We start from the raw sequence: 22,181 nt of genomic DNA on the forward strand, positions 1-22,181 counted from the left end.
CTGCCCAGCATCAGAACCCAGGACACGGCAGACTAGAAACCACGAACCGGTGGCCTCGATTTAGAACGTCGGATCGGCCTCATTTTCGAGCGTTGTCGACACCATCCCACTCTCGTCGGCCGACGGGGGGACCCGACGGTGTCGAGCCTTGGGCCGGAACGGTATCGGGACTCCCGAGCGGCACAGGTCTCGGGCCGCATACCGACGCGCTCCATCAGCCGGCATGAGGCGGTGTTGTCCGCGAAGGCGTTGGCCAACACCCGGCGTACGCCAAGATCCTCGAACGCCAGGCGCAGGAGCGCGCAGACCGCCTCGGTCGCGTACCCATGGCCCGTGCGCGCCGGATCGAGAACCTAGCCGATCTCCGCCTGCTGCCCGCGCGCCCGATCGGGAACGTCCTCCTCCTGCACCCGGGCATCGTCGACCCGGAGCATGTAGTCCCGATGAACGGGCCGTGCAGCTCCACGATGATCGTGCCGCGAGGCGGATCGGCCCGGGGAAGGTGGCTCGGTGCTGGTCCTCGTCGGTCGGCAGGTCGGTCAGCCACTGACCAGACGCCCTCCAGCCGGCGGGACGCGGAGGTCGGCTGCGCGTCCTGAGCCGTGCCACCGAGAAGGGTGAGCCGCCCCGTGCGCAACGATGCGCTAGGGCCGGTGTAGGGCTCGACGGCCGGGGATCGCCGGCCAGCTGGACAGGCAAGTATCTACTTGCCTATCTTGGGGTGGTGGGAGATGTGTACCGGGCGCTGGCAGATGCCACGCGACGTCAGATCCTCGATGAGCTGTTCGACCGCGATGGCCTGACGCTGTTCGACATCTGCGCACGCCTGGCCATGAAGCACGGAAACTCATCAACGCGACAGGCGATCTCCCAGCACCTCGCGGTCCTCGAGGACGTGGACCTCATCCGGTCGCATCGCGAGGGTCGAACGAAGATCCATCACCTGAACACCCGGCCGCTACTCGAGATCTCGCAGCGGTGGCCGACAACCCGATAGGAGCGGCATCGTGCACGCACGCCTGCATGTCACCAGTGTCCTGGTCGACGACCAGGACAAGGCCCTCGCCTTCTACACCGACCGGCTCGGCTTCGTCCCGAAGACCGACGTGCCCCTCGGACGGCATCGCTGGCTTACGGTTGCCGAGCCCGACGCCCCTCACGGTGTCGAGCTGCTTCTTGAGCCGGACGAGCACCCGGCCGCGAAGTCCTTCAAGGATGCGCTGGTCACCGACGGCATCCCCTACACCTCCTTCGCGGTGGACGACGTCGGAGCCGCACACCGCGAGCTCGAACAGCACGGCGTCCGATTCATTCAACCCCCGACCGCGATGGGCGACATGGTCACGGCGATCCTGGATGACACCTGCGGCAACCTGATCCAACTCATCAGCCCCGCATGAGCTCGGATGACCGCCCCAACTCCTTCGACGCCGCAGGACGTAAGTCAGGGCGATGGTCCGAACCTGACCCCCATGGCGGAACCATGACCGGGGAGTATCTCGACGGCGAACGGGTCGGGCGCTGGTGCCACTTCGCCGGCGATGGTCGTCTCCGCTCGGAAGGCGGATACGACCGCGGCGAGCTGCACGGAGTCTGGACCTGGTACCGAGCCAGCGGGGTGCTCCTCCAGAAGGGCGCCTTCGACCAGGGCTCCAAGGACGGCGCCTGGGAACGATGGGACGCAAAGGGCCACCACCTGGACACCACCTGGTGGAAGCAGGGACGCAAACACAAGCCGAACGGCTGAATGCCATCCCGCACCGGTCGCGCGGGCCTTGAAGTGACGGCCAGGCACGATGAGGTCGCGTTCGGGCGCGAGTGTCGTGGTCGTGACAGCACCCGGGGTCGCGGGTGCGCGCCAGACGTGCAGCCCGAGAGACCGAGCCCGAGTGCCAGAACGGCCACGGCGGCCAACCGGCCCGGCTCGCGTCCGCCGACCCGGAAGCTGGCGTCGTGGCCACCACCGACCCTGACTGATGTGCGCTGGCCAAGCATCACGGTCGCCTTTGAAACGGAGCCTCAATGGCGGGTGCTGATCCGTCCAGTGTCGCACCGGGCCAGGCCGCTGGTCGGTCGATCGGCGACATCCCCCTCTCGTCGGTGCGCCCGTCCGTTCGGCTATGGCGAACGGGGAGGGGCGTGCCCGCGGGCACTGACTCGGACGGAGCCGGCCCGTGCGGAGCCGGGAACAGACTTGGCCTTGCCGGCGCGCGGCAACTGCCGATGGCCCGGGCGTCACCACACGCGGATGCGGGAGGTGCCTGACGACAAGGTGGCGATCGGGCCGGCCGGGTAGGACGCGTTCGGGTCCTTGCGCGCCCCGAGGAGATCTCGGTCGATCGTCACCGGCGAGCCGTCACGCTCCTCGAAGTCCGCGTCGACGAACCGGACCCTGGGCAGGTCCGCACCGGTGACGACGCCGACCTGGAGCCCGTCGAACGACTCGGGGAGGACGGCGTCGAGGGAGACGGTGTCGCCCTCCTCGACGACGGTGAAGGATGCCGAGTCGAGTCGCAGCGGAGTGTCCTCAGCGGCATACGGGGTGGCTGCTCCGGCGTACGCGTTGTGGTGGATGTAGACGGGCTGTGGCACGTCGGGGAAGCGGTTGTGGTCGCCCGGGGGCTGGGCGTCGACGAGCGCGAGGTAGTCCGCGAAGGTGGACGGGTGGCCTTCGTAGCCGGCGGTCCCCACCCAGGCGCCGTCGAAGGTGTGGGCGTCCGTGTTGTAGGCCGCGTCGATCTCACCGCCGGCGAACACGTTGCCGATCCAGCGGTCGTCGGCGCCGTAGATCACGGCGTAGCCGGCGACGTGAGTGCTGTGGGGACGGTGGTAGGGGGTGGCGCGGTCCATCACCCGGATCAGGCCGAGGGTGCCGCACACGAGGTTGCCGACGTAGGCGCCGCCCTGGCTGAAGGACTCGATCGAGACCGGGGAGGCGAGCACGTTGTGGTCCACGACGTAGGGTCCGTGGCTCACCTCGACGAAGAGGTCGCGCGAGTTGCCGTAGAGGACGTTGCGCGCGACCCGAGTCCCCTGGGTCTGCCAGTCGAGCCAGATCCCGAGCGAGCAGGAGTGGATGCGGTTGTGCGTGATCTCCACGTCGATGGCCGCGTGCAGCTTGATGCCGGCGATCTCGTGCCCGTAGAACTCCCGCTTCAGGGCGATGCGGTGGATGTGGTTGTCCTCGATCGTGGAGAAGACACAGCCGAGATGGCCTGCGATGGCGCACTGCCCGCAGTCGTAGATCGTGTTGCGGCGGATGACGTGGGAGCCGATGTGCTCCTTGTCCCAGCCGATCTCTCTGGCGGAGAAGACGGACTCGAGCTGGTACTGGTAGCCGGGCTTGTCGCCGCGGTTCGTGTAGTTGTTGTCGCCCGTCGAGGCCTCCTTGCCGATGGAGATGGCGACGCACTTGGCGTCGTGGATGACGTTGTCCTCGATGACCCAGCCCTTGGCCCAGTTCGGCCCGATGAGTCCCGGCTGGTCCGCCGTCGGCGGGGCCCACGGTGTCGCCGCCTGGCACAGCTCGAAGCCTCGGACGGTGATGTAGTCGACGTGGTGCTCGGTGGGGTAGAACACGGACCGTCGGACGTTGATCTCGACGAGTCGCTCGTTCGGGTCGGCGTCGTGGAAGTTCGCCCAGATGATGGTCGCGTCGGGGTCGACCTGTGCGTGCCACACGTACCGCGTCTGGTCGGCGTCGGGGACGGGGACCGTCTTTCTCGTCCAGTCGTCGGTGACCTCGTCGCGGCGGGCTGGGTGTGACACCTCATCGGGGCTGCCCACCTCGTAGAAGCTGCGGCCGTCGAGGTACACGTCACCGAGGTGCTTGCGCTGACCGGCCTCGATGGGGCGGACCACCCAGTCGCCGACGACTTCCTCCGCGAAGGGGTTGAAGGAGCCGAACAGCTCGTTGGGCACGCGCACCGTCCAGACCCCACCGCCCACCTGCTGCCAGTCGGTCACCCGCTCGGAGCCCTTGAGGACGACGTGCTCGCCCGGCGCCGCCTCGTAGGTGATGCGACGCGCGTCGCTCAGCCCCCCCCGAGGTGGCGCGACCCACTCGCGGTACTCGCCCTCGTGGACGACGACCCGGTCGCCGGGCCGCGCCAGCTCTGCGGCGCGTCCGATCGTGCGGAAGGGACGGGACTCAGACCCGTCCGCCTGGTCGGAGCCGGCGGGGGCGACATGCAGCACGCTGGTCACGGCGGTGTGTCCTCTATCTCGAGCGGTGGCAGGAGGCGCCCGTCCGGTGGTCCTGCGCCATTCATGGCACGAACAGAGCGTGCGACCGACACTACGCAAGTTGCACTCGGGCATGAGGATTTCGCGGTTCTCCATGGCGACCGCTTGCCCCTCGGAAGGACAGGTCGCCGGGCCTCACCCACCTGGCCGAACGAGGTCGGCCACGACCGTGAGCCGCAGGCACGACCGTCGTCAGCTGTGACCCGTGGATCCCGTCCGTCGTCCTGTCATTCGAAGAACGACTCCACCGGTTGGTGTCGCCGTTCGTGGACCCACATCGATCTCACAGCGCATGCGGGACCTGCTGACAGTTTCGTGACTCCACACTGTGCCACCGGCCGCTGTGGCCGGCCTGATCACGGTGAGGGTGCCACATGTCGGTCCAAGGCGATGCAGGTCAGAGTGGCGGCTCGACGTCCGGGTCGTCATCGGGCGCGCCGGACCCGTGGACCTCCACGTTGTGGGCCCGTCCCGAGACGGTTGGTGGCTACGCCCCATCGACAGCCGTGATGCCCCCCGGGCCTCCGCCACCGCCGCCCCCGCTGCAGCGGCAGCCCCGCCGAGGGCTGCTCGTGATCGCGGTCGTTCTCTTGGTGGCTCTGCTGGCCGGCGGCGCAGCGCTGGCCGGCACGCTGCGGTCCGGGGGTGACACCTCGGCGGCACCGCCGACGCCGTCCGCGACCGTCGTCCTGCCCCCTGCGCCCACGCCTTCGAGCTCACCGTCACAGCCCACCCCGAGCGCTCCGCAGAGGTCCGCGCCGGCCTCGCCCCCCGGGGTCGTGCCGGGGTCGCCGCCGAACGCGGCTCAGCAGCCCGAGACGCTGACACCGCAGCAGGAGGCGGCCGCTGCAGCGGTGTCCAAAGGCCTCGTCGACGTCAACACGAGCATCGGGTCCGACGGCTCGCAGGGCGCCGGTACGGGAATCGTGCTTTCCGCCGACGGTCTGGTGCTCACCAACCATCACGTCGTGGCCGGCGCCACAGCCATCAGGGCGACCGACGCAGGTAATGGGCAGACGTACGACGCGACCGTGCTCGGCTACGACAGCACGCACGACGTTGCGGTCTTGCGTCTGAAGGGTGCGTCGGGGCTGACGGTTGCGCCGCTGGGCTCGTCATCGACCGTGCACGTGGGCGATGCCGTCGTCGCCGTCGGAAACGCCGGTGGGGCCGGTGGGACGCCCAGCTCGGTCGCCGGAACCGTCAGTGCGGTCGGTCAGCCGATCACCGTGCGGGACGAGACGGACGGCTCGGACCACACGCTCACGGACCTGATCCAGTTCGAGGCAGCAATCCAACCGGGGGACTCCGGCGGCGCGTTGGTCGACGCCGCGAGCAAGGTCGTCGGTGTCGTCACCGCGGGATCCGCCGCCGCTGCATCGACGGACGTCAGCGCGGCGACCGACGGCTTTGCCATCCCGATCGACCAGGCGCGCTCCATAGCCCAGCAGATCATCGAGGGGAAGGGGTCGGAGACCGTCCACATCGGTGCAACCGGGTACCTGGGCATACAGGTCACTCCCGGCGGTCGGAACGGCTCGTCACGGCCAGGTGTGCCGGTGGGGGCTGTCGTGCCCGGGTCTCCTGCAGCACAGGCAGGCATCCGACGAGGAGACGTCATCACCGCCGTGGGCGGCCGAACGGTGACATCCACCGGCGAACTGCACGCCGCCGTGTCCGCGCACCGCCCTGGCGACACCGTGTCGGTCTCATGGACAGACGCAGCCGGCCAGAACCACACCGCCTCGATCGGCTTGGGCACCGGCCCGGTCGGATGACCCACCCCACGCACGAGAGGACACCCCAGTGACCCAGTCTTTCCAGTCCCCGGAACCGACACCCGCAACCATCCCCGCCGCCGACCATGCGGCCGTGCTCGCCGACGCGCTCTTCCAGGTCAAGAAGGTCATCGTGGGCCAGGACCGCCTCATCGAGCGGGTCATGGTGTGCCTCCTCGCCGACGGCCACTGCCTCATCGAGGGCTTCCCCGGTCTGGCCAAGACGCTGACGGTGTCGACCATGGCGCAGGCGGTGGGCGGCGACTTCACCCGGCTCCAGTTCACTCCGGACCTGGTGCCCGCCGACCTCGTCGGGACCCGGACCTGGCGGCCGTCGCAGGAGGACTTCGCGATCGAGTGGGGCCCGCTCTTCGCGAACGTCGTGCTCGCGGACGAGATCAACCGTGCACCCGCCAAGGTGCAGTCCGCCCTGCTCGAGGCGATGGCCGAGCGGCACGTGACGATCGCCGGCCAGACCCGGCCCCTCCCGAGGCCCTTCCTCGTCCTCGCCACGCAGAACCCGATCGAGTCCGAGGGCGTGTACGCCCTGCCGGAGGCCCAGCGCGACCGTTTCCTCATGCACGTCATGGTCACTCACCCGACCTACGAGGAGGAGGTCGCGATCGCGCACCGAATGTCCGGTCCGCCGCCCCGAGCCGAGCAGGTGCTGAGGAGCGGACAGCTCGTCGAGCTTCAGGGCATCGTCCGTGACGTCTTCGTGCACCACGCCGTGCAGGACTACGCCGTCCGCCTCGTCATGACGACCCGCGAGCCCGCCCGCTGGGGCCAGGAGGACCTGTCGCGGCTCATCGCCCTCGGTGCGAGTCCCCGCGGCACGCTGGGCCTGCTGATCTCGGCTCGGGCCCTCGCCCTGCTCCGTGGCCGCCGGTACGTGGTCCCACAGGACGTGTACGACATCGCGCCGGATGTCCTGCGTCACCGGATCACGCTCACCTACGACGCGCTCGCGGAGGGTGTGCACCCCGAGGCCGTGGTCGAGAGACTGCTGCGTTGCGTGCCCGCGCCGAGCATCTCCCCGCAGCAGGCGGTCTACCCGAACTTCGACGTGACGCTCCCGATGGAGGCGACCGGATGAGCGCCCCACTGCTGTCGATGGCCGCACCCGACGCGGCGGCCAGGGCGCAGGTCCTGCGGCGCCTCGAGCTGGCCATCACGCGCCGGCTCGACGGCCGCGACACCGGCGACCACGCGAGCTTCGCCTATGGCCCGGGCAGCGAGAGGGCCGGGGCGCGACTGTATGCACCCGGGGACGATGCGAGGCTCGTGGACTGGAACCTGACGGCACGCTCGGGGCAGGTGTGGGTGCGGCAGACAGAGGCCGACCGCGAGCTCGAGACGTGGGTCGTCGCGGACCGATCGGCCAGCCTCGACTTCGGGACAGCAGCATGCGAGAAGCGCGACGTCGCCCTCGGCGCGGCCGCGGCATTCGGGATGCTGACCTTGCGTGGCGGCAACAGGTTCGGCGTCCTGGTCGCCGGCGCCGACCGTCTGGGCCACATCCCCGCGCGACGCGGGCGGAGCGCGTTCCTGGCGGCGCTCGCTGCCGTCCACGACTCCGCACGTCGGGAGAGCGCGCCCGGCGGCGGCGCCACCCTGGCCGCGGCACTGCGGCGGCTGCCCCTCGTGCAGCCGCGTCGCTGCCAGGTCGTGGTCATCTCGGACTTCCTCGACGACGACGGCTGGGCGAGCGCGCTGCGCCGCGTGGTCCGTCACCACGACGTGGTGGCCGTCCACGTGACCGATCCGCGCGAGCTGGCTCTCCCGGCGGTCGGCGTGCTGGCGGTGGTGGACACGGAGAGCGGTCGGCAGCGCTACATCCAGTCGTCCTCACCTGGGCTTCGCGCCAGGTACGCAGCGGCTGCGGCCGAGCGCCATCGTGACATCAGGTCCCGGATCGACGGCTCGGGCGCGGCATATCTGCACCTGTCCACCGACCGGGACTGGCTGACCGACACGGTCCGGTTCGCCGCAGAGCTGCACCGGGCCAAGCGCGCCCGCCCGTCCGACGAGGTGCTCGCACGGTTCGGCTCGGCGGCGACCCCATGACCTTCCTGTCCGCCTGGCGGTTGCTGCTCCTGGCCGTGCCCGTCGCTCTGCTCGTCGCGTACGTGCTCGTCCAGCGACGCCGCCACGTCCAGGTGTTGCGGTTCACCAGCGTGGACCTGCTCGACTCGGTTGCACCACGCCGACAGGGATGGAAACGGCACCTCCCAGCGGCGGCCATGCTCCTCACCCTCGTGGTGCTCACCCTTGCGTTCGCCCAGCCGGCCATGGCGATGCGCACGCCCAAGGACCGCGCGACGATCATGCTCACCCTCGACACCTCGGCGTCCATGACCTCGACCGATGTCGCACCGAGCCGGCTGGATGCGGCGCAGGCCCAGGCGACCACGTTCGTCCAGGACCTACCGCCAGGGATCCAGGTCGGCCTGGTCAGCTTCGACAGCACCGCTCGGCTGCTCGTGCCGCCCACCACCGACCGAGCACAGCTCATCGCGTCGATCGAGTCGTTGTCCGTGGGCAGTGGCACCGCCACGGCGCCCGGGCTGCGCGAGTCGCTCGCTGCAATCGCGGCCGTGCCCAGCGGCACCAACGGGAAGCCGGCGCCGGCGGCGATCGTGTTGATGAGCGACGGCTCACCGACGATCGGCGACGGTCAGCTGTCTCCATCGGAGGCCGCCGACGCGGCGGCGCAGGACGCACAGGCGCGGGGGGTGCCGGTCGACACGATCGCCTTCGGTACGTCGTCCGGCGTGGTGAGCGTACAAGGCCAGGACGTGCCCGTCCCGTACGACCCCCAGTCCATGGCTCGCATCGCGCAGGAGAGCGGCGGGCGGTCCTTCTCAGCGCAGAACTCTGACGAGCTCGGCTCGATCTACGCCCAGATCGGCCGGGACATCGCCTACACCGTGCAGACCCGGGACCTGACCGCAGCTTTCGCAGGCATCGCCCTCCTGGCCGCAGCCCTCGCGGCCGCCGGGGCGCTTCGGTGGACCCAACGTCTGGTCTGAGCTGTCCCACGGGCCCTGTCGATGCCGCGCATGGCCGGCGTGTTCGGACCTCGACAAGCCTCCCCTCAACGGCCAGGCAGATCCAGTCCGAATGCCGTGGCCATCGAGGGAGCGGCCGCGGCCTCGCCGAGCGGCTGTGCCGCCTCTGAACAGCGGAGACGGTGGTCGGAGACCACTGCGGTTCATCTTGTCTTGACGTCGAGATGTCGTGCGACAACTCGTGCGACAACTCGTGCGACAACTCGTGCGATAACTCCGGCGATAACTCCGGCCGACAGCGGCGTGTCGCGGTCATGACGGTCACTCGGCGGCGGCAACAGACGAGGGAGTGCGGCCACCAAAGAACGACGAAACCGCAGGTCAGAGGCTTCTGACCTGCGGTTTCGGGTGGTGGCCAGGGGCGGGGTCGAACCGCCGACCTTCCGATTTTCAGTCGGACGCTCGTACCAACTGAGCTACCTGGCCGCGACAACGAGTGGAACTATAGCCGACCCCTCGGGGCATCAGGCAAACCGCCCGCGGCCGGCGCATCGCGCACGTGTGCGGGATCGTCGGGGGGATGGAGAGGACGGCCGGCGGGGGCTGTGGGCCGGGACTCCGTGCACCGCACGTGCCAACGAACGAGGCGACAGTGAAAGCTTCAAGCACCCTGGGTCGTGAGAAGATGCCGCGACTCATCCATCGACCCGCAGGGGAGAGACCATGACCGACCACGGATCCGCCTTGAGCGGGGACTGGGACTTCGACCCGGCCCACACCCGTATCGGCTTCTCGGCCCGGCACGCGATGGTGACGACGGTGCGCGGCTCCTTCAACGACGTGACCGGCCGCCTCTACGCCGACCTCGACGACATGGCCAAGTCCTACGCCGAGGTCGTCCTCAAGGCCTCGAGCGTCGACACCCGCAACCAGCAGCGGGACGACCACCTGCGCAGCGCCGACTTCTTCGACGTCGAGAAGTGGCCCGACATCCGCTTCGAGAGCACGCAGATCGAGGAGGTCGAGGAGAACGCCTACATGGTCTCCGGCAACCTGACGATCCGCGACGTCACCAAGTCCGTCACGATCCCGATCGAGCTCATCGGCGTGCAGACCGACGCCATGGGTGCCCTGCGGGCCGGCTTCGAGGGCTCGCGCCGGATCAACCGTCGCGACTTCGGCCTCGAGTGGAACATGCCGCTCGACGCCGGCGGCGTCCTCGTCTCCGAGAAGATCTCGCTCGAGTTCGAGATCTCCGCCGTCAAGCGCGGCACCGACCAGCAGGGCTGATCAGGCCCCCGGACCCTTCGTGCGCACGTCCGCGACGTGCGACATCGCCTCGCGCAGCTCGCCGAGCCAGTCGCTCTCGTGCTGCGCGACGAGCTTGACGCACCAAGCCAGCGCCTCGGCGCGGGACCTGGCGACGCCGGCGTCGACGAGCGTGTCGAGGACGCGTCGCTCCGGCTGACGCAGCCGGGTCATCGCCGGCGCGGCGACGTGGGTGAACAGCTCCGTGCGGTCGCCGACGCGGACGGCCCACGACACCTTGCGCTCGAAGCGGTGCTCGGCCTCTCGGGCGATCTCGATACGACGACCGCGGGTGTCCTCGCGGAACGCCTTGGCGCGCCCGGCGCGGGCCTCGTCACGCTCGGCATCGCTCGACCCGTCGGGCAGGTCGACGTCGGTGACGGTGAGGACGACGGTGATCTCCTCGCGGTCGACGGTGATCTCGGGCGGCGTGCTGCGCCACTCCTCGGGCAGGCGGCCGACGAACCAGCCGCGCACCCGCTCCAGTGCTTCATTAGTAATCATGTAATCAGGATTACTCGATTACCAACGATCGTCAACGCCTTACGCCTGGGGCAGAGCGCGAGGACGTATGCCGCTGGGCGGCGTGCGGACGGCATACGGCCTCGGTGGAGGGGCGTGGCCTGGCCCGAAGGGGCCGTAGTGGCGGAGTGGCGCGAGCCGGCTCAGCGCCGGCGGACCCGGATCGAGTAGGCGCCGGTCCCGCTCGGCCGGTAGTGGCGCACCTGGGCCACGTAGCGGCCGGGGGTCAGCCCGGCACGCACGCGCGCGTTGACCCCGTAGCCGCTGTCGTCGTCCTCGCCGACGAGGTCGGTGTCGCTGGTCGGTCCGAAGAGCGAGAGGTAGACGTCGGTCGATCCGCGGGTCGTCACCTCGTAGAGGCCGTCGCTCGCGACGTCGAAGGCGTAGAGGTCCTCCTCGCCTGCGGCGCCGATCGAGCCCTCGACCTTCGGGCCGTCGACCGTCAGCGTCGCGGCGTCGGTGACGACGGGAGCACCCTTGGGATACATGGCTGCTCCCGCGACGAAGGCCTTGTCGAGAGACGACAGGACGTCGTTCGCGTGCGTCGCGACACCGTTGAGGGTCCACGTCGCCGGGAACGCGTAGAGCATGATCGAGTCGGGGTCGAACTGCGTCCCCTTGATCTGGTCGAGGGCGTACTTCATGAAGACGTTGTGGCGCACCTTCGCCTCGTCCCAGCGGTTCGGCGGGCCCGCGAGGGCCGCGATGACGACCGGCTCGTTCCACCGGATGCCGCCCTGCGGGTTCGAGTGCTCGTGGGCGAGCCCGATGGCGTGGCCGAACTCGTGTCCAGCCGTGCCACCGTCGAGGAAGCCGAGGTTCATCGTCGCCTCGTTGCTCGGGATGCCCTTGTTGTCGGTGCCGACGTAGGACCACGCGCCGTCATTCGGGTCGAAGGACACCCGGAGGTCGGCGTTCGGGTGGTCACCGAAGTCGAAGGAGATGTTGCACGCGGCCTGCCACCACGCGGCCTGCTCGCGCGCCTTCGCCTGCTGCGCGGGCGTGCCCTCGAGGAAGCGGACGGTGAGCGTCGTGCCGTTCATCCACGCCTTGCCGATGGGCGAGATCGCGCGGTCCGCGCCGTCCGGGCCGCGCTCGCGCCGGTGAGGGCGCATCAGGTCCTTGGGAAGGATCCGGTCGAAGCACACGTGCGGTGCATCCGTCATGGCGTTCCCCCAATCGGTCCGGGGCGCAGTCGCGTCCACCGTCCATCGTCCTCCCGCGCGCGCTCGCGCACAGCCGAACGGGCGTATGCCGTGTGGTTGCCCTCGTGGGCCGCTGCGGGCCGGTTGACTCCTGCACGAGCGACAGCCCAGGATGGATGATTTGGGGCACCCCGAAGCAGAGGAGAGCGCCGTGGGCACGGTGGTCATGTACGGCTCGGTGTCGGTGGACGGCTTCGTCGCGGACGAGAACGACCAGCCCGGACCGCTGTTCGACTGGTTGTCCGACGGTGACGTCCCGTTGGACGAGAGTGGCGAGCTGCAGGTGTCGCCGAGCGGGTGGCACCGGATCGGGCCCCCGGCTGCGCCTGCGCGTCGCTGCCCCGTGCCCGACGCGCCACCCGACATCCAGCTGGCGACGACCTCTCAACCCTGAAGAGCCGGTTCGGCGGCGGGCTCGGGACGCTCGGCTGCTGCGGTGGTCGCGGCATCGGTGCGGGCGAGCCGGCTCGGCCACCACATCCGTGCCCCGATGTCGAGGTTGAGGGCGGTGACGAGGACCGAGCGGACGATCAGCGTGTCGAGCAGGACGCCGAGTGCCACGGCGAAGCCGATCTCGGCGAACGCGACGATCGGCATCGTCGCGAGCACCGCGAAGGTGCCGGCCAGCACGAGCCCCGCCGACGTGATGACCCCGCCCGTCGCAGCGAGCCCCACGAGCGACCCGCGCCACGTCCCGACCTTCTTCGCCTCCTCGTGGACACGGGTCATGAGGAAGATGTTGTAGTCGATGCCGAGGGCGACGAGGAAGACGAAGACGAAGAGTGGGAACGAGGAGTCGGCGCCGGCGAACCCCAGCACGTGCCGGAAGACCAACGCGGACAGGCCGATTGCCGCTCCGAAGGAGAGCAGGACCGTCCCGATGAGGACGATCGGTGCGGTGAGGGCGCGTAGCAGGAGCACGAGGATGAGCAGGACGACGCCGAGGATGACGGGGATGATCCGCTCGTTGTCGTCGGAGCTGGCCCGGAGCGTGTCGACGCGGGTCGCCGTGTCGCCACCCGCGATGGCGTTCGCACCCGGCACGGCCGCGATGGCCGTCCTGATCCGGTCGAGCGTCGCGGTCGCCGCGTCGGAGTCCGGGGCCGAGGCGAGGGTGGCCTGGATGAGCGACCGGCCGTCCCGAGTCACCGGGTCGGCGACCGTGTCGACGCCGTCGACCGCCTCGAGCGACGACCGCACCCGGGCGGCGGCGGCCTCGTTCGCGAGGACGAGGACCGGGGACCCCCCGCCGGCAGGGAAGTGCTTCGCGACGATCTGCTCGCCGATCACCGACGGCGGCGTCGTGTAGTAGGAGTCCTTGTTCTGCAGCCCGACCGCGTTGAGCTGGAGCACCCCGAGCGACGCGATCGCGAGCAGGAGCGACGTCACCACCCAGGTGCGTCGCGGTGCCCGGGCGATCCGGGCGCCGATGCGGGCCCAGACCCCGTCGCGGGTGCCGTCGACGGAGCCCGGGGTCGGGCGGACGGGCCAGAAGACCCAGCGGCCCAGGACGACGAGCAGGGCCGGCAGCAGCGTCAGCATGACGAGCAGGGCGACGGCGATGCCGATCGCGGCGACGGGGCCCAGTCCCTTCGTCGAGCTCATCGACGCGAAGAGGAGGCAGAGCATGCCGGCGACGACCGTGGCACCCGAGGCGAGGATCGCCGGGCCGGCGCGGTGCAGGGCAACCGCCATGGCCTCGTGCCGGTCGGCGTGACGGCGCAGCTCCTCGCGGTAGCGCGCCACGAGGAGCAGCGCGTAGTCGGTACCGGCGCCGAAGACGATGACCGTGAGGATGCCGGAGCTCTGTGCGTTGACCGTGAGGGTGTCGCCATCGGCGAGGAAGTAGATGACGCCCTGCGCGACGAACAGGGCGGTGCCCGCCGAGACGACGGGAAGGAGCCAGAGGATCGGGCTTCGGTAGGTGATGAGCAGGATGAGGATCACGACGGCCATCGCGCTGTAGAGCAGCTTGCCGTCGATGCCGGAGAACGCCTCCGACGAGTCCGCGCCGTAGCCGACCGGCCCGGTGACGTGCATCGAGAGACCAGCGGGCCCGTTGGCGGCGATGTCGCGCATCTGCGTCGCCGTGGTGCTGAGGGAGTCCCAGCCGGCTTCCCCGGCGTCGACCGGGACGATGACCTGGAGCGCCTGGCCGTCGGCGGACGGGATCGGGCCGACCGAGTCGCGCTTGACCGGCTCGAGGGCGTTGAAGCGCGCGACCTGCGCGGTCACGGCGGCGAGGTCGGCCGGCGTGACGCCGCTCGGCCGCTCGTAGACGATGACGGCGGGGAACTCGTTGGTGCTCTGGAACGCCGAGATCTGGTCGACGACCTGGGTCGACTGGGCGTCCGCGGGAAGCCAGGACGCGGCCTCGTTGTTGAGGACCGACTGCAGCTTCGACGACGGGCCGGCGAGGAAGGCGACCACGACGATCCAGAAGCCGACGACGAGCCACTTCGTCACCCGGGAGGACGGGATTCGCGCAAGCCGCCCGACATCGCCGATCCTGTTGTCATTCATGGCATTTGCCCCCTACCGGAGTCTGCCGCGCAGTCGCGGCCCCATCAACGCTAGGGCCGCCGACGGCCGCGCGAACAGGGGTTGGGGCCAGGTTGGTGGTCCACTTCAGGGTCAGGTGGGGGAGGACCCTGACCTCGGGGCCCCGTCAGGGCCGGGTGCTGACCGCTGCTCGCCCCGGAACCGCCTACCATGGGTTCCCGTGCAGTTCCTCAACGGTCTCCAGCCCCAGCTCGACCTCACCTACGACGACGTCTTCATGGTGCCCAGCCGCTCGTCGGTCACGAGCCGCCTCGACGTCGACCTGTCGTCGGTCGACGGCTCGGGCACGACGATCCCGCTCGTCGTCGCCAACATGACCGCCATCGCCGGTCGGCGCATGGCCGAGACCGTCGCCCGACGTGGCGGCATCGCCGTCATCCCGCAGGACATCCCCGTCGAGGTGGTCCGCGACGTCGTCGGCTGGGTCAAGCAGCGCCACCTCGTCCACGACACGGCGATCACCCTCGAGCGGCACATGACCGCCGGGGAGGCGCTCGTCCTCATCGGCAAGCGGGCCCACGGTGCCGCAGTCGTCGTCGACGGTCCGAAGCCCGTGGGCATCGTCACCGAGAAGGACCTGACCGGCGTCGACCGCTACACACAGGTGCACGACGTCATGCACGAGGACATGGTCGTGCTGCCCGACTCCATCGACCCGCAGGAGGCCTTCGAGCGGCTCTCGGCTGCGCGGCGCAAGGTCGCCCCCGTCGTCTCCGAGCACGGCGAGCTCGTCGGCATCCTGACCCGGGGTGGTGCGATCCGAGCCGGTCTCTACCAGCCGGCCGTCGACGCCAGGCAGCGCCTGCGCGTGGCCGCCGCGGTCGGCATCAACGGAGACGTCGCGGCCAAGGCCGCCGAGGTGCTCGACACCGGCGCCGACGTCCTCGTCATCGACACCGCCCACGGGCACCAGGACAAGATGATCGACGCGTTGCGTGCGGTGCGCGCGCTCGACCCGCAAGTGCCGGTCGTCGCCGGCAACGTCGTGTCTGCTGCCGGCACGCGTGAGCTGATCGAGGCCGGTGCCGACGTCGTCAAGGTCGGGGTGGGCCCGGGGGCGATGTGCACGACCCGGATGATGACTGCGGTCGGTCGGCCACAGTTCTCGGCCGTGCTCGAATGTGCCGCGGCCGCAAGGGAGCTCGGCAAGCACGTCTGGGCTGACGGTGGAGTGCGGCACCCGCGCGACGTCGCCCTCGCGCTCGCGGCAGGCGCGTCCAACGTCATGATCGGTTCGTGGTTCGCAGGCACGCTCGAGTCGCCCGGGGACCTCTACACCGACAACGACGGGCGCCAGTACAAGGAGTCGTTCGGCATGGCGAGCAGCCGGGCCGTGCGCAACCGCACCGCGACCGACACGGACTACGACCGCGCCCGCAAGTCCCTCTTCGAGGAGGGCATCAGCACGGCCCGGATGTACATCGACCCCGCACGCCCCTCCGTCGAGGACGTCATCGACGAGATCGTCGCCGGGCTGCGCAGCAGCTGCACGTATGCCGGTGCGCGCACGCTCGAGGAGTTCCACGAGCGGGCCGTCGTCGGGCTCCAGAGCACGGCCGGGTTCGCCGAGGGGCGCCCGCTCCACACCTCCTGGTGACGACGGCGCCCGACGGCGCCCGACGGCGCCCGACGGCGCCCGACGGCGCCCGACGGCGCCCCGTGTCAGCGGCGGACGTTCGGCGCGGGACCTGCCGCATGAGCCGCCGTCCAGTGCGGTGATCACCCCACCGAAGCGCGGATCTTCACGCGGTCACCGCTCGGGAGGCGACGGCATACACGATCAGTGGCGCTTGCGGCCGACCTCGACGATGCGCCAGCCGCGCTCACGGGCGAGCTCTCGCAGCTCACGATCGGGGTTGACCGCGACGGCCTCGCCGACGCGCTCCATCATCGGCAGGTCGCTGACCGAGTCGCTGTAGGCAACGGACCGCGCGAGGTCGTAGCCGCGCTCGGCGGCCAGCTTCTCGATCTCGATGACCTTGCCTGCGCCGTAACAGAACTCGCCGGTGAGGTGCCCGGTGTAGCGACCCTCCTCGTCGAGCTCGCTGCGCGTGGCGACGGCGCCCTCGAGCCCGAGCGCGGCCGCGATGCGACTGACGAGCTCGATGGGGGAGGCCGACACGACGATGCGGTCGTGGCCGGTGGCGCGCGCCTCGGCGAGCAGGCCCATCGAGGCCGGGATGGCCTTGCGCACGATGCCCGGCGTGATGGCGTCGGTGAGGTGGATGATGTCGGACTGCGGGATGCCGGCCACCGCCCGGAGGATGCGCTCGCGCAGGGCCTCGGAGCCCTCGTCGGTGGATCCCCTGCGGTGGAAGGAGATCGCGTTGACGGTGTCCTTGACGAGGTCCTTCCAGGGCACGTGACCGCCACGGAAGGCCGCGATCGCCAGCGGGTAGTTGGCGGAGCCTCTGATCAGGGTGCGGTCGAGGTCGAAGAAGGCGGCCGTCGGCACCGGTCGTGCAGACGACATGGCCGCCTCAGCCGACACCGGCCACCATCGGCAGGGCGGAAGGCCGCGGCGGGACCGGGGCGTTGACGGCGCGGGCGGCGTTCTTGGGCAGCGGTCGCGGCCGGTTCGGCAGGGCGAGGCGGAAGACCTTGGCCCACGCCTGGTAGACCTGCTTGGGCAGCGGGCCGGTCGTGTAGGGCAGGCCGTAGCGCTCGCAGATCTCGCGCACCTCGACGGCGACCTCGTGGTAGCGGTTGCTCGGCAGGTCGGGGAAGCAGTGGTGCTCGATCTGGTGGCTGAGGTTGCCGGTCATGAGGTGCATGAGCTTGCTGCCCGAGATGTTGGCCGAGCCGAGCATCTGTCGGATGTACCAGTCGCCGCGGGTCTCGCCCTCGATCTCCTCCTCGGTGAACGTGTCGACGCCGTCGGGGAAGTGGCCGCAGAAGATGACCGAGTGCGCCCAGACGTTGCGGATGGCGTTGGCCGTGAAGGTGCCGATGAGCGCCTGCTTGCCCGACCCGAAGGGGACGGCGGCGAGCGGGGTCGCCGCGTAGTCCTTCGTGAACTGGCGAACGACCTTGCGGCCCATGGCCTTGAGGTCCTTCTTGAGGTCATCCTTGGACTTCTCGCCGTCCTTGACGGCCTCGAGCTCGAGGTCGTAGATCGCGATGCCCCACTCGAAGAAGGGCGCGAGGATCATGTTGTAGAGCGGGTTGCCGAGGTTGCCCGGGTGCCAGGGCTGGCCCTCGTCCATGCGCAGGATGGAGTAGCCGACGTCCTTGTCCTTGCCCAGCACGTTGGTCCACGTGTGGTGCAGGTCGTTGTGCGTGTGCTTCCAGGCCGCCGCCGGGGTGACGAAGTCCCACTCCCACGTCGTGGAGTGGATGTCGGGGTCGCGCATCCAGTCCCACTGGCCGTGCAGGACGTTGTGGCCGATCTCCATGTTCTCGAGGATCTTCGCGACGCTCAGCATCGCGGTGCCGGCGACGAACGCCGTCCGCTTCTTCGAGAAGAGCAGCGTCGCGCGCCCGGCGACCTCCAGGGTGCGCTGGACGCGGATGACGCGGCGGATGTAGGCCGCGTCGGCAGCACCGCGCGACGCGATGACGCGGTCGCGCAGGGCGTCGAGCTCCGTGCCGAGCTGCTCGACGTCGGCATCGCTGAGGTGCGCGGCGGCGCTCGGCCGCTTGGCCGGGCCGCCGGACGCTGCGAGGACCGGCTTCCGGTTCCGGGTCGTCGGGGCAGTGCCCTCGGCGACACCGGTGGCGGCGGCCTCGAGAGGCGTCGTCGTCGGTCGGTTCGTGGTGGCTGTCATGGTGGTTCCCTTCTCAGATGTCCAGGTGGACGGGTCCGGCGGCCGCGTTGACACAGGTCTGGATGAGCTCGCCCTCGTCGCCGTGGACCTCGCCGGTGCGCAGGTCGCGGACCTTGCCCGCGACGAGCGGGACGAGGCAGCTGCGGCAGATGCCCATGCGGCATCCGCTCGGCATGACGACGCCGCAGTCCTCGCCGGCTTCGAGGAGGGGGACGTCGCCGCCCGCCTCCACCTCCTTGTCGGACTTCTCGAACGTCAGCAGTCCGCCCTCGCCGCCGGAGCCCTCGAGCAGGACGGGCGCGAAGCGCTCGATCGTGAGACCTGCGTGCGTCGCGTCGTCGCCGTCGCGCTCCCACAGCTCGGTGGCCGCGTCGAGGAAGTCGGTGGGTCCGCAGGCGTATGCCGCCCGCTCGCGCCAGTCGGGACAGAGCGTCTCGAGGTCGGTGACGTCCGACAGGTCGAGCCGGCGGCCGCCCTCCTCGCGCGTGAACCAGTGACGGACCGTGAGGCCGGGGAACTGGTCGGCGAGCTCGAGCAGCTCGTCGTGGAAGAGCGCGTCGTCGCGGGTGCGCGCCGAGTGGACGAGGACGACGTCGGCGTCGGGTCGGCGGGGCACGAGCGTGCGGATCATCGACATGACGGGCGTCAGGCCGCTGCCGGCCGTCAGCATGAGGAGCGGGCGGGGGTGCTCGGGGAGCACGAAGTCGCCCTGCGGGGTGTCGAGGAAGAGGATGTCGCCGACCTTGGTGCTGCGGGCCAGGGCCGTCGAGACGAAGCCGATCGCGGTGACGGTGATGGCGGGGTCGTGGCCGACGGCGGCCGACAGCGAGTAGCTGCGCCACTGGCGCACGCCGTCGATCTCGACGCCGATGCGGGCCCACTGGCCGGCGGCGTGGGGGTTCCAGCCGCGGCCGGGCCGGAAGTGGATGGTCGTCGAGTCGGGGGTCTCACGGACCACCTTCGTGACGACCCCGCGCAGCTGCCGGGCCGAGGCCAGCGGGTTGACCAGATTGATGATGTCCTCGGGGGCGAGAGGGGTCGTCAAGAGCGACGCCACACGCCGGAGAGCTCTGATCTGGGCCATGGTCCCATCGTCCTCGTCCCAGGGCCTCCGGATCTTGGGGTGGCGCGTACTCTTTGCGAGAGGAAACTGTTGCGTGACGACAAAAGGCAGGAGGTCCAAGTGGCGCACGCCACGTCCGATCCGCCGTGGTTGTCTCTGCCCGCCGAAGTGACGACCGTGCTGCGTCCCGTCGTGACCGACATCGTCGAGGCGATCATCGAGGGCATCCCGCGCGACGTCCCCGTCTACGCCATGCCCATGGAGGGCCGCTTCGGGCAGGGCGTCCGCCGCGGAGTCACGGTCGCGCTCAACCGTTTCCTCGACCTGCCGGGCACCCGCCTGCCGGCGCTGTCCGAGGACGGCAAGTGGGTCTACGAGAACCTCGGTCGGGGGGAGGTGCGCTCCGGGCGGAGCCTCGAGTCCCTCCTCGCCGCCTACCGCTACGGCGCGCGGGTCACCTTCCGGGCGATCTCGCGCACCGTCGACGTGTCGCAGCTGGCGCCCGACGTGCTCCTCTCGCTCGGGGAGTCGCTCTTCGCCTACATCGACGAGCTGTCCGCGGCCAGCGCGCAGGGCTACGCCCAGGAGCAGTCCGAACGCGCCGGCGAGCAGCTGCGGCTGCGCGGCGAGCTGCTCGAGATGATCCTGCGCGGCGACTCGAGCGACGGCGGCGTGGCGCGTCTCGCGGCGGCCGTCGGCTGGACCCTGCCCGAGGTCGTCGTCGTCGCCCTCGTGCCCTTCCCGCACGTCGACGGGCTGCGCGGCGCGCTCGGTCCCGACGGCCTCGTCGCCGAGCGGGGCACGGACGTCCTCATCGTCTTCCCGTTCGTCAGCCGCAAGGCGCGTCGTCGCGACCTCGAGCGCGCCCTGCGTGGGCGGCGGGCCATCGTCGGGCCGGCGCGCCCGTGGCAGCAGGCAGGTGAGTCGCTGCACCTCGCCACGTCGGCGGGAGCCCACGGCGTCGCGCCCGGGCCGGACGGGCCGGACGGGCCGGACGGGCCGGACGCCGCCCCCGTGTGGGTCGAGGACCACCTCGCCGAGCTCGTCGTCCTCGCCGAGCCGCTGGCCACCGACGACCTCGCCCGCACCCGCCTCGCGCCTCTCGACGGCCTGCGCCCGGCCGTGCGCGAGCGCCTCACCGAGACCCTCCTGTCCTGGCTGCGCCACCAGGGCCAGCGGGCCCCGATCGCGGCCGAGCTCTTCGTCCACCAGCAGACCGTCGGCTACCGCGTGGCTCAGCTCAAGGAGCTCTTCGGCGAGGCGCTCGACGACCCCGAGGTCCGCTTCGAGCTCGAGCTCGTGCTGCGCGCCGGCCACCGCTGAGGTCACCGGCGCCCTGGGCCGGCCGGACGGCATACGCCCGCGGGCCGGTCCTGCGCGACAGCGCGCGGCTCGGTCGCCGGGGCGCAGCGGTGCCGCGCGCTCGCGGGCCGCGCGGTCAGAGCGTTCGGATCGGGGAACCTTCGAGGTATGCGGTGACGTCCTCGACGACGCCGGCCCAGAACGTCGCATAGACGTCACGCGTCACGTAGCCGAGGTGCGGCGTCAGGAGCGTGCGCGGCGCGGTGCGCAGCGGGTGGTCGACGGGGAGAGGCTCCTCGTCGTAGACGTCGAGGCCGACGCCCCCGAGGTGACCGCGCCGGAGGGCCGCGAGCAGGGCTCTCTCGTCGACGATCGGGCCACGGGAGGTGTTGACGAGCAGCGCGTCGGGGCGCATGAGCGCCAGTTCGCGCTCGCCGACGAGTCCGCGGGTCTCCTCGGCGAGGACGAGGTGGATCGAGACCACGTCGGACCCGGACAGGACGTCGTCGAGCGAGGCCGCCCGGACGCCCGTCTGCGCGGCCCGTTCCGGCGTGAGGCTGCGGCTCCACGCGACGACCTCCATCCCGAAGGCCCGTCCCACCGCGGCGACCTGCGTGCCGATGCGCCCGAGCCCGAGCAGGCCGAGCGTGTGGCCTGCGAGGTCCCGACCGATGGTCGTCTGCCAGCCGCCGTCGCGCACGGCCGTGGACTCGGGGACGAGCTGTCGCGCCAGCCCGAGGATGAGGGCCCAGGTGAGCTCGGCCGGTGCCGTCGCCAGGCTCTCGGTGCCGCAGACGGTGATGCCGGCCGCGGTGGCAGCCGCGACGTCGATGCTCGGGTTGCGGCGACCGGTCGTCACGACGAGCCGCAGCCGGGGGAGGGAGGCGAGGACCGCGGCCGGCAGCGGCGTGCGCTCGCGCATGACGACGACAGCGTCGTAGGGCGCGAGCCGGTCGACGAGCGCTCCTGCCTCGCTGACGTGGTCACGGAACACCTCGACCGAGCACGGGGAGGCCGGGTGGTCGGTGACCCGCGACCAGTCGGCGCTGGACAGGGCCACGCCCTGGTAGTCGTCGAGCACCGCGATCCGCACGCGCCCCAGCCTACGAGGACCCCACATGCAAGAAGCGCCGCTCTCTGATGAGAGCGGCGCTTCTGGTGTCTTGCGACCCCGACCGGGCTCGAACCGGCGACCTCCGCCGTGACAGGGCGGCGCGCTAACCAACTGCGCTACGGGGCCTTACTGGGTGGTGCGTGTCGAACTGTACTGCGTATCCCCAACGGGATTCGAACCCGTGCTGCCGCCGTGAAAGGGCGGAGTCCTAGGCCGCTAGACGATGGGGACCTGCCCGACCTATCCGTTGGGACGTCGAAACTATATGGGAGATTCCGGCACCGTCCAAATCGCCTCCGAACGG

18 protein-coding genes, 3 tRNA genes and 2 pseudogenes are annotated in these 22,181 nt (G+C 70.5%); 11 read left to right on the forward strand and 12 right to left on the reverse strand.

Translation table 11 applies throughout. The annotated features are described in order from the left end of the window. Positions 1–32: 32 nt before the first annotated feature. A pseudogene (locus NR112_RS20245) lies at positions 33–338 on the reverse strand (GNAT family N-acetyltransferase); the annotation flags it as partial. Between the two features lie 386 nt (positions 339–724). Here NR112_RS20245 and NR112_RS20250 point away from each other — a divergent pair. The 3 genes from NR112_RS20250 to NR112_RS20260 are packed head-to-tail and all read left to right on the forward strand — an operon-like array spanning position 725 to position 1,747. Next, entirely contained in the window at positions 725–997 is a 273-nt protein-coding gene (locus NR112_RS20250) for a metalloregulator ArsR/SmtB family transcription factor (protein ID WP_256796097.1), read from the forward strand. Between the two features lie 10 nt (positions 998–1,007). Further along, positions 1,008–1,400, forward strand: coding sequence for a VOC family protein (locus tag NR112_RS20255; RefSeq protein WP_256796098.1), 393 nt, complete (start codon positions 1,008–1,010; stop codon positions 1,398–1,400). Further along, complete coding sequence (locus tag NR112_RS20260; protein ID WP_256796099.1) at positions 1,397–1,747, forward strand: toxin-antitoxin system YwqK family antitoxin; 351 nt, start codon at positions 1,397–1,399, stop codon at positions 1,745–1,747. The genes NR112_RS20255 and NR112_RS20260 overlap by 4 nt, the downstream gene beginning before the upstream one ends. Before the next feature lie 488 nt (positions 1,748–2,235). Here the strand turns inward: NR112_RS20260 and NR112_RS20265 are convergent, their stop codons facing one another. Beyond that, complete coding sequence (locus NR112_RS20265) at positions 2,236–4,206, reverse strand: right-handed parallel beta-helix repeat-containing protein (protein WP_256796100.1); 1,971 nt, start codon at positions 4,204–4,206, stop codon at positions 2,236–2,238. 611 nt (positions 4,207–4,817) lie between these two features. Between NR112_RS20265 and NR112_RS20270 the strand changes: the two genes are divergently transcribed. The 4 genes from NR112_RS20270 (at position 4,818) to NR112_RS20285 (ending at position 9,055) form a co-directional block, all read left to right on the forward strand. Beyond that, entirely contained in the window at positions 4,818–6,023 is a 1,206-nt protein-coding gene (locus tag NR112_RS20270) for a S1C family serine protease (RefSeq protein WP_256796101.1), read from the forward strand. Between the two features lie 94 nt (positions 6,024–6,117). Continuing rightward, positions 6,118–7,119 carry an AAA family ATPase gene (locus tag NR112_RS20275; RefSeq protein ID WP_374513430.1) on the forward strand — a complete coding sequence of 334 codons (1,002 nt, stop codon included), beginning with the start codon at positions 6,118–6,120 and terminating at the stop codon, positions 7,117–7,119. Next, a complete protein-coding gene (locus NR112_RS20280) occupies positions 7,116–8,090 on the forward strand; it encodes a DUF58 domain-containing protein (RefSeq protein ID WP_256796103.1) in 975 nt (324 codons plus the stop codon). Before NR112_RS20275 ends, NR112_RS20280 begins: the two co-directional genes overlap by 4 nt. Next, positions 8,087–9,055 carry a VWA domain-containing protein gene (locus tag NR112_RS20285; protein ID WP_256796104.1) on the forward strand — a complete coding sequence of 323 codons (969 nt, stop codon included), beginning with the start codon at positions 8,087–8,089 and terminating at the stop codon, positions 9,053–9,055. Before NR112_RS20280 ends, NR112_RS20285 begins: the two co-directional genes overlap by 4 nt. A gap of 388 nt (positions 9,056–9,443) precedes the next feature. On the opposite strand, the gene NR112_RS20290 is transcribed toward NR112_RS20285, so the two are convergent. After that, positions 9,444–9,520 (reverse strand) — tRNA-Phe (locus NR112_RS20290). Positions 9,521–9,757: 237 nt separating this feature from the next. Between NR112_RS20290 and NR112_RS20295 the strand changes: the two genes are divergently transcribed. Next, positions 9,758–10,324, forward strand: a complete 567-nt coding sequence (locus NR112_RS20295) for a YceI family protein (RefSeq protein WP_256796105.1) — start codon at positions 9,758–9,760, stop codon at positions 10,322–10,324. Here the strand turns inward: NR112_RS20295 and NR112_RS20300 are convergent, their stop codons facing one another. Then, entirely contained in the window at positions 10,325–10,846 is a 522-nt protein-coding gene (locus NR112_RS20300; protein ID WP_256796106.1) for a hypothetical protein, read from the reverse strand. A 161-nt stretch (positions 10,847–11,007) separates the two neighbouring features. Continuing rightward, positions 11,008–12,030, reverse strand: a complete 1,023-nt coding sequence (locus NR112_RS20305) for a M12 family metallopeptidase (RefSeq protein WP_256796107.1) — start codon at positions 12,028–12,030, stop codon at positions 11,008–11,010. A gap of 190 nt (positions 12,031–12,220) precedes the next feature. Between NR112_RS20305 and NR112_RS20310 the strand changes: the two are divergent. Beyond that, positions 12,221–12,382: pseudogene (locus tag NR112_RS20310) on the forward strand (dihydrofolate reductase); the annotation flags it as partial. Positions 12,383–12,453: 71 nt separating this feature from the next. On the opposite strand, the gene NR112_RS20315 reads toward NR112_RS20310, so the two are convergent. Then, complete coding sequence (locus NR112_RS20315) at positions 12,454–14,592, reverse strand: MMPL family transporter (protein WP_256796108.1); 2,139 nt, start codon at positions 14,590–14,592, stop codon at positions 12,454–12,456. A 199-nt stretch (positions 14,593–14,791) separates the two neighbouring features. Here NR112_RS20315 and NR112_RS20320 point away from each other — a divergent pair, with 199 nt between their 5' ends. After that, positions 14,792–16,228 (forward strand): GuaB1 family IMP dehydrogenase-related protein, encoded by a 1,437-nt coding sequence (locus tag NR112_RS20320; RefSeq protein ID WP_256796109.1) that lies wholly within the window; start codon positions 14,792–14,794, stop codon positions 16,226–16,228. Between the two features lie 183 nt (positions 16,229–16,411). Here the strand turns inward: NR112_RS20320 and NR112_RS20325 are convergent, their stop codons facing one another. Genes NR112_RS20325 through NR112_RS20335 form a run of 3 tightly spaced genes read right to left on the reverse strand, consistent with a single transcriptional unit; the run spans position 16,412 to position 19,482 of the window. Beyond that, positions 16,412–17,104 carry an HAD family phosphatase gene (locus tag NR112_RS20325; protein ID WP_256796110.1) on the reverse strand — a complete coding sequence of 231 codons (693 nt, stop codon included), beginning with the start codon at positions 17,102–17,104 and terminating at the stop codon, positions 16,412–16,414. Positions 17,105–17,111: 7 nt separating this feature from the next. Next, on the reverse strand, positions 17,112–18,398 hold the full coding sequence (locus NR112_RS20330) for an acyl-CoA desaturase (RefSeq protein WP_256796111.1): 1,287 nt from the start codon (positions 18,396–18,398) through the stop codon (positions 17,112–17,114). A 13-nt stretch (positions 18,399–18,411) separates the two neighbouring features. Beyond that, positions 18,412–19,482: a ferredoxin reductase gene (locus tag NR112_RS20335; protein WP_256796112.1), complete on the reverse strand. Its 1,071-nt coding sequence runs from the start codon at positions 19,480–19,482 to the stop codon at positions 18,412–18,414. Between the two features lie 99 nt (positions 19,483–19,581). Between NR112_RS20335 and NR112_RS20340 the strand changes: the two genes are divergently transcribed. Beyond that, positions 19,582–20,784 (forward strand): helix-turn-helix domain-containing protein, encoded by a 1,203-nt coding sequence (locus NR112_RS20340; RefSeq protein ID WP_256796113.1) that lies wholly within the window; start codon positions 19,582–19,584, stop codon positions 20,782–20,784. A 115-nt stretch (positions 20,785–20,899) separates the two neighbouring features. On the opposite strand, the gene NR112_RS20345 is transcribed toward NR112_RS20340, so the two are convergent. The 3 genes from NR112_RS20345 to NR112_RS20355 form a co-directional block, all read right to left on the reverse strand. After that, entirely contained in the window at positions 20,900–21,856 is a 957-nt protein-coding gene (locus NR112_RS20345; protein ID WP_256796114.1) for a D-2-hydroxyacid dehydrogenase family protein, read from the reverse strand. 73 nt (positions 21,857–21,929) lie between these two features. After that, positions 21,930–22,003: transfer RNA gene (locus tag NR112_RS20350), tRNA-Asp, on the reverse strand. A gap of 32 nt (positions 22,004–22,035) precedes the next feature. Then, positions 22,036–22,108, reverse strand: a tRNA-Glu gene (locus NR112_RS20355). Positions 22,109–22,181 lie beyond the last annotated feature (73 nt).

It is taken from the genome of Terrabacter sp. Ter38 (genome assembly GCF_024519435.1).
Lineage (GTDB): Bacteria > Actinomycetota > Actinomycetes > Actinomycetales > Dermatophilaceae > Terrabacter.

Bases quoted from the DNA above. Each gene is read 5' to 3' on its own strand.
- NR112_RS20260 (WP_256796099.1), top strand. From the start codon at position 1,397: ATGAGCTCGGATGACCGCCCCAACTCCTTCGACGCCGCAGGACGTAAG.
- NR112_RS20280 (WP_256796103.1), top strand. From the start codon at position 7,116: ATGAGCGCCCCACTGCTGTCGATGGCCGCACCCGACGCGGCGGCCAGG.
- NR112_RS20285 (WP_256796104.1), top strand. From the start codon at position 8,087: ATGACCTTCCTGTCCGCCTGGCGGTTGCTGCTCCTGGCCGTGCCCGTC.
- NR112_RS20295 (WP_256796105.1), top strand. From the start codon at position 9,758: ATGACCGACCACGGATCCGCCTTGAGCGGGGACTGGGACTTCGACCCG.
- NR112_RS20300 (WP_256796106.1), bottom strand. From the start codon at position 10,846: ATGATTACTAATGAAGCACTGGAGCGGGTGCGCGGCTGGTTCGTCGGC.
- NR112_RS20305 (WP_256796107.1), bottom strand. From the start codon at position 12,030: ATGACGGATGCACCGCACGTGTGCTTCGACCGGATCCTTCCCAAGGAC.
- NR112_RS20315 (WP_256796108.1), bottom strand. From the start codon at position 14,592: ATGAATGACAACAGGATCGGCGATGTCGGGCGGCTTGCGCGAATCCCG.
- NR112_RS20325 (WP_256796110.1), bottom strand. From the start codon at position 17,104: ATGTCGTCTGCACGACCGGTGCCGACGGCCGCCTTCTTCGACCTCGAC.
- NR112_RS20330 (WP_256796111.1), bottom strand. From the start codon at position 18,398: ATGACAGCCACCACGAACCGACCGACGACGACGCCTCTCGAGGCCGCC.
- NR112_RS20335 (WP_256796112.1), bottom strand. From the start codon at position 19,482: ATGGCCCAGATCAGAGCTCTCCGGCGTGTGGCGTCGCTCTTGACGACC.